Annotated in this window: 11 protein-coding genes and 1 pseudogene; 6 read left to right on the forward strand and 6 right to left on the reverse strand. The window is 65.3% G+C overall.

What is annotated here, in order from left to right; translation table 11 throughout:
- From NG698_RS05365 to NG698_RS05390, 6 genes are all read right to left on the reverse strand, one after another.
- The gene (locus NG698_RS05365) at positions 1 to 585 is read right to left on the reverse strand and encodes a dihydrofolate reductase (protein ID WP_252598430.1); all 585 of its coding nucleotides are present in this window, start codon (positions 583 to 585) and stop codon (positions 1 to 3) included.
- Positions 582 to 1,385 (reverse strand): thymidylate synthase, encoded by an 804-nt coding sequence (locus NG698_RS05370; protein WP_252598429.1) that lies wholly within the window; start codon positions 1,383 to 1,385, stop codon positions 582 to 584. The genes NG698_RS05365 and NG698_RS05370 overlap by 4 nt, the downstream gene beginning before the upstream one ends.
- Before the next feature lie 169 nt (positions 1,386 to 1,554).
- Complete coding sequence (locus NG698_RS05375; RefSeq protein WP_252598428.1) at positions 1,555 to 2,523, reverse strand: NUDIX hydrolase; 969 nt, start codon at positions 2,521 to 2,523, stop codon at positions 1,555 to 1,557.
- Between the two features lie 10 nt (positions 2,524 to 2,533).
- Positions 2,534 to 4,783 carry an RNA degradosome polyphosphate kinase gene (locus NG698_RS05380; protein WP_252608559.1) on the reverse strand — a complete coding sequence of 750 codons (2,250 nt, stop codon included), beginning with the start codon at positions 4,781 to 4,783 and terminating at the stop codon, positions 2,534 to 2,536.
- 148 nt (positions 4,784 to 4,931) lie between these two features.
- Positions 4,932 to 5,903, reverse strand: a complete 972-nt coding sequence (mshD, locus tag NG698_RS05385) for a mycothiol synthase (RefSeq protein ID WP_252598425.1) — start codon at positions 5,901 to 5,903, stop codon at positions 4,932 to 4,934.
- 224 nt (positions 5,904 to 6,127) lie between these two features.
- On the reverse strand, positions 6,128 to 6,826 hold the full coding sequence (locus NG698_RS05390; RefSeq protein WP_056344481.1) for a winged helix-turn-helix transcriptional regulator: 699 nt from the start codon (positions 6,824 to 6,826) through the stop codon (positions 6,128 to 6,130).
- 348 nt (positions 6,827 to 7,174) lie between these two features.
- Here NG698_RS05390 and NG698_RS05395 point away from each other — a divergent pair, with 348 nt between their 5' ends.
- The 6 genes and pseudogenes from NG698_RS05395 to NG698_RS05420 form a co-directional block, all read left to right on the forward strand.
- Entirely contained in the window at positions 7,175 to 7,942 is a 768-nt protein-coding gene (locus NG698_RS05395) for a permease (protein WP_252598661.1), read from the forward strand.
- 170 nt (positions 7,943 to 8,112) lie between these two features.
- Positions 8,113 to 8,727, forward strand: a complete 615-nt coding sequence (locus NG698_RS05400) for a nitrobindin family protein (protein ID WP_056344475.1) — start codon at positions 8,113 to 8,115, stop codon at positions 8,725 to 8,727.
- A gap of 74 nt (positions 8,728 to 8,801) precedes the next feature.
- Positions 8,802 to 9,524, forward strand: coding sequence for a flavodoxin family protein (locus NG698_RS05405; protein ID WP_141141233.1), 723 nt, complete (start codon positions 8,802 to 8,804; stop codon positions 9,522 to 9,524).
- Between the two features lie 96 nt (positions 9,525 to 9,620).
- Positions 9,621 to 10,706: a CAF17-like 4Fe-4S cluster assembly/insertion protein YgfZ gene (gene ygfZ, locus NG698_RS05410; protein WP_252598423.1), complete on the forward strand. Its 1,086-nt coding sequence runs from the start codon at positions 9,621 to 9,623 to the stop codon at positions 10,704 to 10,706.
- On the forward strand, positions 10,703 to 11,140 hold the full coding sequence (locus NG698_RS05415) for an ankyrin repeat domain-containing protein (RefSeq protein WP_252598422.1): 438 nt from the start codon (positions 10,703 to 10,705) through the stop codon (positions 11,138 to 11,140). The genes ygfZ and NG698_RS05415 overlap by 4 nt, the downstream gene beginning before the upstream one ends.
- A 28-nt stretch (positions 11,141 to 11,168) precedes the next feature.
- Positions 11,169 to 12,270, forward strand: a pseudogene (locus tag NG698_RS05420) (MFS transporter); the annotation flags it as partial.
- Positions 12,271 to 12,305 lie beyond the last annotated feature (35 nt).

A 12,305-nucleotide genomic window follows, 5' to 3' on the forward strand; every position in this document is an offset into this window, starting at 1 on the left:
TCAGCCCTGCGTCCTAATCCATTTGGTAAACCTGTAGCGCGTTCCGTTGGCCGCCGTCAGCCACCCGTCTGGCGGGACGGACGCCGCCGCCTCCCAGGTCTCATCGAGCTCGGGGGCGAACGTGTCGCCGTCCGCCTCCACGTCGATGGTGGTGACCACCGCGACGTTGGCGAGTTCGGTGGACTGGCGGAAGACTTCCCCGCCGCCCAGGATCCAGACGGTCCCGCCGCCGTCGACGAACTGCGACTCAAGGAGGGCATCATCCAGGGAGGGGACCACGACGGCGCCCTCCGCCTCGGGCGATTCGCCCCAGTTTTTCTGCCGGGTGATCACAATGTTCGTCCGGCCGGGCAGGGGACGGTACTTGTCCGCGAAGGACAGCCACGTCTTGCGCCCCATGATCACGGGGTGCCCCATGGTGAGCCGGTTGAAGTGCTTCAGATCCTCAGGGAGGTGCCAGGGCATGTCGCCGTCCTTGCCGATCACGCCGCCGGACGTCTGCGCCCACACAAGGCCGACGCCGGTCACGGAACCGGCGAGTTCCTGCGTGAAGTCCTGGGGGTCTGCTGCGTTCTCGGTGCTCATACGGCGATCGGGGCTTTGATCGTGGGGTGGTGCTGGTAGCCCACCACTTCGAAGTCCTCGAGCGTGTAGTCGAAGATCGAGGCCGGCTTCCGGGTGATCCTCAGCTGCGGGTATTCATAGGGTTCCCGGTCCAGCTGCTTCAGGACCTGGTCCATGTGGTTCTCGTAGATGTGGACGTCGCCGCCTGTCCATACAAACTCGCCAGGCTCCAGCCCCACCTGCTGGGCAATCATGCACGTGAGCAGGGCGTAGGAGGCGATGTTGAAGGGCACGCCCAGGAACATGTCCGCCGAGCGCTGGTACAGCTGGCAGGACAGTTTGCCGTCGGCCACGTAGAACTGGAAGAACGCGTGGCACGGGGGCAGTGCCATGTCCTTGAGCTCGGAGACGTTCCAGGCAGACACGATGTGCCGGCGCGAGTCCGGGTTGGTCCTGAGGTTCCCCACCAGCTCGGCGATCTGGTCAACATGGCCGCCGTCAGGGGTGGGCCAGCTGCGCCACTGGACGCCGTAGACGGGACCCAGTTCGCCTTCCGCGTCGGCCCACTCGTTCCAGATGCTCACGCCCTGGTCCTGCATCCATTTGACGTTCGATTCACCGCGCAGGAACCACAGCAGCTCCACTGCCACGGACTTGAAATGCACGCGTTTGGTGGTGATCAGCGGGAAGCTCCGGCCAAGGTCAAAGCGCAGTTGACGGCCGAAAACGCTGGTGGTTCCGGTGCCCGTGCGGTCGGATTTGTGCGTGCCATGGGCCAGGACATCGCGCAGGAGGTCTTCATAAGGCGTCGGGATGCTCACGGCTAAAGTCTACCGGGCGAAGCCCCGCCGACCCCGCAAGGGTCCCGCGGCCGGCCCCAGCGTTGGCCGCCGGCCGCGCATCGGATCAGCCCTTCCTCAGTTTGCCGCGGACCAGATCGAGCAGCAGTTCATCGGTGAGCCGGGCGGCGCGGCCGGGCGTGCCGAAAACTCAGTCGTCGAAGGGCTTGAACTGCTCCACTGCCACGATGCGGCGCCTGTTGTCGATGGCCACGTGGCACACCACCAGCTCACCGGGGGACAGGTAAGGGTCGGCGTCCGGCAGGAGCGCGCGCACGCGGCCAGGCATGTGCTTGGCCAGCTGGCCCAGGATGGTGGGCAGTGCGGGACGGTGCGTGCAGACGGCGACGGGCCGTGCCTTCTCCAGGAGCGACTCAATGGCGGCAGCGGTTTTTTTGGGGGTCCGGGCGTGCCGGTGTTCCGTCAGCGATTCCACCAGTTTGACCTTGGCCCCTGTTGCCCTCAGGTATGGCGCCACGGTTGACACGCAGCGCCGCCAGGGACTCGTCACCACGCGCGGCGGCTTCCAGGCCTGCAGCAGCCGGCTGACGGCCTGCGCCTGCCTGATTCCCGTCGCGGCCAGGGGCCGTTCGCCCTCGGCTTTGGACCAGGACGAGCGGGGCTTGGCCTTTGCATGCCGCACCACAATCAGCGGCCATGTGTTGAGGTCACCCCGGCCATGGGCTGCCCGCAGGTACTCCAAGGGAACGACGTCGGTCGGATTGGACAGCAGCCCCGCGGCCGTTTCAGGGGCGCACCACACCACGCGGTCCACCTCCTTGCCGTCGGGAACGAGGCGGGCCCCGTTGACGTGGACCGCCCAATAGTGGACCACCTTCAGTCCAGTCGCCACCCGGTAGTGGATCGGCGGCAGCGGAATGCCCAGGGGCGCATCAAGTCCGATCTCCTCGTGCACCTCACGGGCCGCGCATTCGGGAAGGGTCTCACCGGCGTCGATCTTGCCCTTGGGCCAGGACCAGTCGTCATACCGCGGACGATGGATCAGCAGGACTTCGAGACCTTCGGAGTTGATACGCCAAGGCAGTGCCCCGGCTGCGACGACGGCGATTGCCTCGCCGGGATGTTCTGTTTGGTCTGCTACGAGGATGTCGCCCGCCAACGCCGTAGCCCTACCGACGGCTCAGGCTGCGCTGGCGGGTGCGCGAGGCCAGCAGCCAGGACTGGATGTCGTCGAGGTGGCTGCCGTCGTCGGCAATGTGGTGCCGGTTCCACAGGCCCTGGTTATCCAGATGCCAGCTGGCTGTCTCCGGATCCATGTAGCGGCGCAGCAGGTTAAGGACGTAGCTGATGTCGTCGGGATTGGACAGCTGGACCAGGGCCTCGACCCTGCGGTCCAGGTTCCGGTGCATCATGTCCGCCGAGCCGATGTAAACCACAGGATCGCCGCCGTTGGCAAAGGCGAACACCCGGGAGTGTTCCAGGAATCGGCCCAGCACGGAGCGCACCGTGATGTTGTCGCTGAGGCCCGGAACGCCGGGACGCAGCGAGCAGATGCCGCGCACAACGACGTCAACCATCACGCCGGCCTGGGACGCGCGGTAAAGGGAGTCGATGATGGCTTCATCCACCATGGAGTTGACCTTGATCTGCACCCTTGCGGCCAGCCCGGCCCTGGCGTTGCGGATCTCGGTCTCGATGCGGTCGATCAGCCCGGAGCGGACGGAGCGCGGAGCCACCAGGAGCCGCTTGAACGTTGACTTCGGAGCATAGCCGGAGAGCTGGTTGAACAGTTTGGAAAGGTCCTCGCCTACCTGGTCATTGGCGGTCAGCAGGCCAAGGTCCTCGTAGTAGCGGGCCGTGCGGGGATGGTAGTTGCCGGTGCCGATGTGGCAGTAGCGGCGCAGCCCGTCCACTTCCTGGCGGACCACCAGCGACAGCTTGCAGTGGGTTTTCAGGCCCACGATGCCGTAGACCACATGCACGCCCGCCTGTTCCAGCTTGCGGGCCCAGGAGATGTTGGCCTGCTCGTCGAACCGGGCCTTGATCTCCACGAGGGCCAGCACCTGCTTGCCGGCCTCTGCGGCATCGATCAGGGCGTCAACGATGGGGGAGTCGCCCGAGGTCCGGTACAGGGTCTGCTTGATGGCCTGGACCTTGGGGTCCGCGGCCGCCTGTTCCAGGAACGCCTGCACGGAGGTGGAGAAGGAGTCGTACGGGTGGTGGAGCAGGATGTCGCGGCGGCGCATGGCCGAGAAAACGTTGGCGGCCTTGGACGTCTCGGACTCGTTGAGGAATCGGGACGTGTGCGGCATGTGCTTGGGGTAATGAAGGTCGGCACGGTCAATTCCGGCAATGACGGACAGGCCGCGGAGGTCCAACGGAGCCGGGAGCGAGTACACCTCGGACTCTTCCACTCCGAGCTCACGGATGAGCAGGGCCCGGATGTTCGGGTTGATGTCGTGGGTGACTTCGAGGCGGACGGGAGGGCCGAACCGGCGGCGCAGCAGTTCCTTCTCCAGCGCCTGCAGGAGGTTCTCGGCGTCGTCCTCTTCCACTTCGAGGTCCTCGTTGCGCGTGACGCGGAAGATGTGGTGTTCCAGGACTTCCATGCCGGCGAAGAGCTTGTCCAGGTGGACGGCGATGACTTCCTCAAGCGCGATGAAACGCGCCACGCGTCCCGCCACGGCCCCGGCCCGCGGACCGTCGATGGAGATCAGGCGGGGAAGCTGGTCCGGAACCTTGAGGCGGGCGAACAGTTCCTTGTCGCTCACGGGGTTGCGGACCACGACGGCCAGGTTGAGGGAGAGCCCCGAAATGTAGGGGAACGGGTGTGCCGGGTCCACGGCCAGCGGCGTCAGGATCGGGAAGACCTTTTCGGCGAACATGGCACTGAGCTGCTGCTTGGCGGCGTCATCCAGTTCGTCCCAGTGCATCAGGTGGATGTGCTCATAGGCCAGGGCGGGGCGGATCTGTTCGGCGTAGACCTGGGCATGGCGCTGTTGGAGGCGGTGGGCTTCGTCGCCGATCTTCTCCAGCACCTCCACAGGGCTGAGGCCGGCAGGGGAGGGCACGGCGAGGTTGGTGGCGATGCGCCGCTTCAGGCCGGCCACCCGGACCATAAAGAACTCGTCCAGGTTGGACGCGAAGATGGACAGGAAAGCCACGCGTTCCAGGAGGTGGAGCGAGGGATCTTCGGCGAGTTCCAGGACGCGGGAGTTGAAAGCCAGCCAGCTGAGCTCGCGGTCCAGGAAACGGTCAGGCCGGATGTCCCCTTCGGGCACAAGGTTGGGCGCAAACTCGGGGATGTCGATCCGGTCCTGCGTTGCACGCGAGGCAGGGACTTCGGATGAGCCGAAGCGCGCGCGCACCGGCACTGAAGCGCCCTCGGACGTGACTGTTCCGGCGGGTTCCGGTTTCATGGTCTCTCCTCTTACCTGGCGCTTGATGCTGGCCCTCGGCCGGCGCGGTTCTTTACCAACCTTACAATCAATCAGCGTCCACAAGCCCTAGATTTCGGGCCATCCGAAGTCGTTAGTCACACGAGAGGGATAACTCACCCGGGCGGCACTAAACAGAGGCCAGCGGTCCGTACATCACGTCCATATCCCAGCGTGTGAAGCCCAGGCCCCGGTAAAGGGAAACGGCAGCGGTGTTGTCGGCATCCGTGTAGAGCATGACGGCGTGAAGCCCCAGGCCCTGCAGATGCCTGATGCCAGCCACAGTGAGTGCTTTTCCCAGGCCCATACCCTGCGCGGCCGGTGTGACGCCCACCGCGTAGACCTCGCCGATCGCAGGGTGGGCGCCGTGGCGCGGATGCACCTTGGTCCAGTGGAATCCCAGCAACCGGTCCTCGGCGTCCACGGCCAACAGGAAGCCGGCGGGATCAAACCAGTCCTCGGCCATGCGGGCATCCAGGTCCGCGCGGGACATCGAGCCCTGCTCGGGGTGGTGGGCAAATGCGGCGCGGTTCGCAGCCAGCCAGCGGTCCTCGTCCCTGCCCGGCGCAAAGGCGCGGAGCGTGACGCCATCCGGCAGGCCGACGTCGGGCAGTTCTGCCGTGGCGGTGGTCAGCCTCATCTTCCAGAGTTCGCGCACCGGACCGTAGCCGTAGCGGGCGGCGAGGTCCGCGGCTGCCTCGTGGTTGCCGTGGGACCAAGCCTTCAGCCCATCCAGGCCTCGCCCGGACTGAAGTGCGCCGACAAGCCTGTCCGCCACGCCCTGGTTGCGGTAGCTGGGGTGGACGGCAATTTCCAGCACTCCGCTGCCGTCCGGCTCCTCCACAACAACGGCAAACCCGGCCAGGTCCTGGCCGGAGGAGGGATCGGAGTCCTCGTCCGGCGCGTAGAGCGCCAGGGTCAGGAGGGAATGCTCTGCAGAGTCCCCGGCGCGGAGCGTCACCACCGTTTGCTCGGAAAGCGAGGGGTTGCCGTCAGACTCCTCGGCAGCTGCGAGGAGCGCCACGCAGTCCTTCAGCAGCTGTTCTTCCAGACCGCCGTGGATAATAAGGACGGGCCATTTTTCCGGGTGCGCAGGACTCATGAGGCTAGGCTATACGCCCCGGCCGGACGGCGCTCCGATTTGATGGCCCCGGGGCAGGCACGTATAGTCGATATCTCACCCGCCGGTAACGGTGGGAAACGAGGGGGATCCACCAGTGGGGTGGCCTCGATACGTTCGACCCGTATGTCCTCCACAAATACAGCATCACTACGACAGCAACAGCCCCGGACCAGCGGTCCGGGGCTGTTGCTGTCTGAACGGTGTCAGGCTTCCGTCAGTTCGTCTTCCTGCTGCCGCACCAGGGTCAGGCGATAGCCGACGTTCCGGACCGTGCTGATCAGGTTTTCGTGGTCTGCACCGAGTTTGGCACGCAGCCGCCGGACGTGGACATCCACGGTGCGCGTGCCGCCGTAGTAGTCATAGCCCCACACCTCGGTGAGCAGTTGCTGGCGGGTGAAGACGCGGCCGGGGTGCTGGGCCAGGTATTTGAGGAGCTCGAATTCCTTGAACGTCAGGTTCAGCGGGGCGCCGTTGACACGGGCAGTGTAGCTCGCTTCATCGATGACCACGCCTGCCGCCCGGATCTCCGTGGGGGCGTCATCCTTGTCCGGAACTGCCCGCGCCACGGAGAGCCTGATGCGGGCTTCCACTTCGGCGGGACCGGCTGAATCGAGCACGATGTCATCCACGGCCCAGGCCGAAGAAACAGCGGCCATGCCGCCCTCGGTCAGGATCAGGACCAGGGGTGCGCTCAGACCTGTGGCCTTGAGCAGCTGGGTGAGGGAGCGGGCGCCCACCAGGTCCTTGCGGGCGTCGAGGAGCACAATGTCGCAGGGATCGGTCTCCAGCAGGGCTGTGGGTTCCGCGGCGAGGATGTGGACGCGGTGGTTCAGCAATTCCAGGGCAGGCAGAATGTCTACCGAAGAACCGGTGCTGTTCGTCAATAGCAGGATGTGCGACATTGTTCCTCCAAGGGGCGTCCGCGCATCTTCGGGCGACTGAACCGGGTTTTCACCGGCCGGTACTATCTCACTGCAGCGGACTTGGCCGACTAAGTATCTATCCGGCCGGCATCCGTAGCAGGAAGCGTAGCTGAACTCTGAGTATACCCACCGGCCTGCACGACAGCACGGATTCCGCCCCCTCAAACCTTCGTTTTGCGACATATCCGGGTCACATAAGGCAGGATTGAACCGTCGGGCAGAACGCCCTGACACCGAAGGCCGAGCCGCCGGGTCCACAGCCAGAATGGGATGCCACGAATTGAGTGCAGAGTCGAAGCCGAAGCGAACTGGCCGGCCGGGTTTCCGATGACCGCCGACGTGCAGGCCCCGGCAAAGTCACTGGACTCGTGGGTCATCGGTGTTGTCGGAGTGGCGGGACTCGTAGCGATCATCGCCGGCGTCTACATCTCACGTGAGGTACTCATCGGCGTCGCTGTGGCGATCGCTGTGGCAGTAGGCATCGGCTGGCCCCATTTCCTGCGCATCCCCGCGAAAAAGACCCTTGCAGCCGTCATTGCGCTGCCGGGCGTCGGATCGGCGCTCGCTGCCGGTTTTGTCCCCGCCCCGGGTTTCCTGGACTGGACGCCGGCGTTCATGGCGTTGGGAATGATGGCTGTGTTTGTGGTGCAGCTCATCCGAGGCACGGGCCAGGCCCAACGGCTTGAGTCCACGCTGGGCTGCTGCGCCGGGGTACTCCTCTCGTGCCTGGGGGCAGGCTGGATTGCCGGCGCGCGCTTCAACGGCGTGCGGGAGATGCTCCTGGTGGCAGCCATCAGCGCTGCCGTGGCTCTGCTGGCCGGCCTGATCCGCTGGCCGGACAGCATCGTGGCCCCCCTCGGCATTGTGATGGCAGGACTTGCCGGGCCGCTCGCCGGACTGGTCTTTTCAGATATTGCTGTTCTGCCGGCGGCGATCTTCGGTGTTGTGGTGGGCGCCGTGCTGGTCAGCTTCCGCCGACTCGTAACACTCCGCGGCGGTCCGCTGAATCCTTTGGCTGCGGTTAGCATGGGCCTTGCGCCGGTTTCGGCCGTGGGCTCCCTGGCTTACTTCATAGACAAACTACTCATCTACTAACCGGTTAGGATGGCATCATGTCCGTACTTGCATTTGAAATCTTCTTCCTCGTCCTGCTCGGCATCGCCAGCCTGTCCATGGCCTGGTTCGCCGGCTTTGTGGTTTACCGCCTCTTCAAAGGCCAGAAGTAAACCCGTTCAACGAGCTAGCATTTTCCTGAGGTAATTGCCGTGCCGATAGAAATTCCTACAGACCTGACACCGGAACTTGTTCCGCTTTCCTGGCTCATTGGTGAGTGGGAAGGCAGCGGCCGGCTCGGCAGCGGGGACGAGGACTCGGAGCACTTCCTCCAGCATGTCTCCTTCACGCACAACGGCCTGCCGTATCTTCAGTACCGCGCGGAGAGCTGGTTAACCGACGACGACGGCACGCGCCTGCGGCCGCTGACGGTTGAGACCGGTTTTTGGGCGCTGGAGCGCAAACAGCTTGATGCCGACGGCGGACCGGGCCTGATTCCGGCCGATATTGTTCCCGCTCTCAAGAGCGCCGATGAAGTCGAAGCGCTCCGCAATAAAGACGGCGGGTTCGATATCTCGGTGTCCATCTCACATCCCGGCGGGATCTCCGAGCTCTACTACGGGCAGATCAAGGGCCCTCAGATCCAGCTGACCACCGACATGGTGATGCGCGGAAGCCATTCCAAGGACTACAGCGCGGCCACCCGGATCTTCGGACTGGTGGACGGCAACCTGCTCTGGCGCTGGGACGTGGCCACCGGCGGAACATCGCAGCCCGGCAAGGGCCTCGAAGCGCACGCCTCTGCCTTCCTGAAAAAGGTTTCCTGACGCCCTGCCGTGTCACCGGTCATCGGTAGACTTGGCATCCTGGGCTTCACCCACGAGTGAATCAAGGGAGCATCATGGCTACACAGAAGGACTCCACGGATTACAGCGACCTGAAGGCTGTGTTCTTCAACGGCACTCTGAAACGGTCGCCCGAGACCAGCAACACCGAGGGCCTGATCAATGTCAGCCGCCTCATCATGGAGAAACAGGGCGTGAGCACCCGCGTGATCAGGACTGTCGATCACGACATCGCGAGCGGTGTTTACCCGGACATGACCGAGCACGGCTGGCCGTCCGATGAGTGGCCGGAACTGTACCCTGCTGTTGAGGAGGCCGACATTGTGGTGGTGGCCGGTCCCATCTGGCTGGGCGACAACTCCTCCCAGACCAAGAAGCTGATCGAACGGCTTTACGCGCATTCGGGGGAACTCAACCACAAGGGCCAATGGGTGTTTTACCCCAAAGTTGGCGGGTGCCTGATCACCGGCAACGAGGACGGCATCAAGCACTGTTCCATGAACGTGCTGTACAGCCTGCAGCACATCGGCTTCACCATCCCACCCCAGGCCGACGCCGGCTGGATCGGCCCGGTTGGCCCCGGCCCGAGCTATCTTGACGAAGGCTCCGGCGGCCCCGAATCCGACTTCACCAACCGCAACACCACGTTTATGACATGGAACCTGCTGCATTTCGCCCGGATGCTTAAGGACGCCGGCGGGATTCCCGCCTACGGCAATCTTCCTGAAGAATGGAAAGCCGGAACACGCTTCGACTTCGAAAACCCGGAATACCGCTAACGCCGCGGCGCGGTGGTTGACCCACCGGTGGTCGAGCCTGTCAGGACCCGCTGCCCGAGACCGGAATACCCACCGACCTAAGGACGTTCCCCCAGTATGACTACTCCCAGCCCCCTACTGTCGCGCCCCGGCGCCGTCGAGGCCACCGGCGCGGACACCGGCGTCGCATCCCACTACGGTGAGCCGCTGCGTGAGCAGCGCGCCCTCGCGGCCGGTACCGCCGTCGTCGACCTCTCCCACCGCGGCGTGGTGACGGTCAGCGGTCCGGACCGGCTGACCTGGCTGAACACCCTGTCTTCCCAGCAGGTCACAGGCCTGCAGCCGGGGGAGTCAAGTGAGTTGCTGCTGTTGAGTATCCAAGGCCGGATCGAGTTTGACGCCCGTGTAGTGGACGACGGCGGGACCACCTGGCTGATTGTTGAAGCCGCCGAGGCTGCACCGCTGGCTGAGTGGCTGAACAAAATGAAGTTCATGCTGCGCGTCGAGGTCACCGACGTCTCCGCCGACTGGGCAGTTCTCGGGTCCACCAAGACTGTGGAGGAATGGTCCGCACTGCTGGCCTGGCGGGATCCGTGGCCGCACGTCGGCGCCGGCGGCTACTCCTACGCTGTGGTTCCGGAGGAAGGGCACCCAGGGCTGGAGCGGCCCTGGATCGAGTACCTCGTCCCGGCCGCAGCACTTGAGGACACTTTGGCAGACCGCCCGCTCGCCGGCGTAATGGCGGCCGAAGCCCTCCGCATCGCTGCGTGGCGCCCCAGGCTGGGCGCCGAAACCGACGACAAAACCATTCCGCACGAACTGGACCTCCTCCGCACCGCCGTGCACCTGTCCAAGGGCTGCTACAAAGGCCAGGAGACCATCGCCCGCGTGCACAACCTGGGCCATCCGCCGCGGCGCCTGGTGTTCCTCCAGTTGGACGGATCGCAGCACACCATGCCCGCGCCCGGCAGCCAGGTCATGCTCGGCGAACGGAAGGTCGGAACAGTGACCTCCGTTGCGCAGCACTACGAAATGGGCCCGGTGGCGTTGGCCGTCATCAAACGGTCCGTCGCACCGGACGAAATGCTGACCGTGCTGGACGGCGACGAGCCTTACATCGCTGCCCAGGAAGTAATTGTTGCTCCCGACGCCGGCCAGGTAGTGGGACGCCAGACTGGATTCCTGAGGGGGACCCGCTCATGACCGAGAACACCGCACCCGACGCCGCTACGCCCGGCGCCGCCAAACCCGAGGCCACGACCGACGACGAAGCGGTGGCGTTGGCGCACCGGCTCTTCCAGGCTGCCCGGGAGGGGGACACCGGTCTGCTGCGGAGTTATCTCGAGGCCGGAGCGCCCGCCACCATGACCAACACCGCGGGCGATTCGCTTCTGATGCTGGCCGCATACCACGGCCACGCTGAGACGGTACAGCTGATCCTGGAGCACGGCGGAGAGGCCAACACGGCCAACGACCGCGGCCAGACCCCCTTGGCCGGTGCAGCATTCAAGGGGTACACGGACGTGTCCCGCGTGTTGCTCGACGCCGGAGCAGATCCCGACGCCGGCAGCCCCTCCGCCCGGGCTGCCGCGCAGATGTTCGCCCGTACCGACATCCTCGATCTGTTGGGCAACTGAGGCTTGGAAAATGTAGCGCGGCCTTGGCACTGGCCGGCTCGGCGACCGCTTCGGACCCAAGAAGCTCTACCTCTCCGGCCTCGTGGTCTTCACGCTCGCCTCCCTCTGGTGCGGGCTGGCCGGTGACGTCCAGACGCTGATCACGGCCCGGATCTTCCAGGGCCTGGGCGCCGCCATCATGACGCCGCAGACCATGGCGGTGATCACCAGGATCTTCCCGCCGGACCGAAGGGGCGCCGCCATGGGCCTGTGGGGCGCCACCGCGGGCCTGGCAACGCTGGGGGGACCAATCCTGGGCGGCCTGATCGTGGACAGCCTCGGCTGGGAATGGATCTTCTTCATCAACGTGCCGGTCGGCATCGTTGGATTTATCCTCGCCTGGCGGTTCGTCCCCACCCTCAGCACGGACCCCCATAAGTTCGACATCCCGGGCGTGCTGCTCAGCGCCGCCGGGCTGTTCCTCCTGGTGTTCGGCATCCAGGAAGGCGAGACGTACAACTGGGGGACCATCGTTGGCCCCGTCAGCGTCTGGGGTCTCATCATCTCCGGCCTGCTGGTGCTTGGGGCGTTCATACTCTGGCAGCGCTTCAACAAGGGCGAGCCGCTCCTGCCGCTGGGCCTGTTCCGGGACCGCAATTTCTCCTTGGCAAACATCGGCATCACCACCGTTGGCTTCACCTGATGCACCCGGATACCCCCATCCTGCTCTTTCTCCTGCCCAGTGCTGTCCTGGGGTTCGCGAATGCCGGCATCTGGGCGCCCCTGAGCTCCACGGCCACGCGCAATCTGCCCCCGCGTCAGGCCGGGGCAGGTTCCGGGGTCTACAACACCACCCGTCAGATCGGCGCGGTACTGGCAGCGCGGCCCTCGCCGTGCTCATCCAGGCGCGCCTGGCCGCGGAGCTTCCCGCGCAAGGTTCCGGGTCCGGCGGAATGGAATTCTCCGGACTGTTGCCTGAGGCGCTCCATGAGGGATTCTCGACGGCGATGGGACAGTCCATCCTGCTTCCTGCCGGTGTGATCCTGGTGGGCGCAGCCGTGGCACTGTTCTTCGCCAAGCCCAAGGTAGCAGCGGGCTGGGGCGGTCAGCCGGCGGCTCCGGCCGTAGAGGGTGCCACCCGGGCGTCCTAGGCGGCGTCCCAAAAGTAGGCAGCCGTCCCAGGCGG

Origin of the sequence: Pseudarthrobacter raffinosi (assembly GCF_023913735.1) — a bacterium.
GTDB lineage: Bacteria > Actinomycetota > Actinomycetes > Actinomycetales > Micrococcaceae > Arthrobacter > Arthrobacter raffinosi.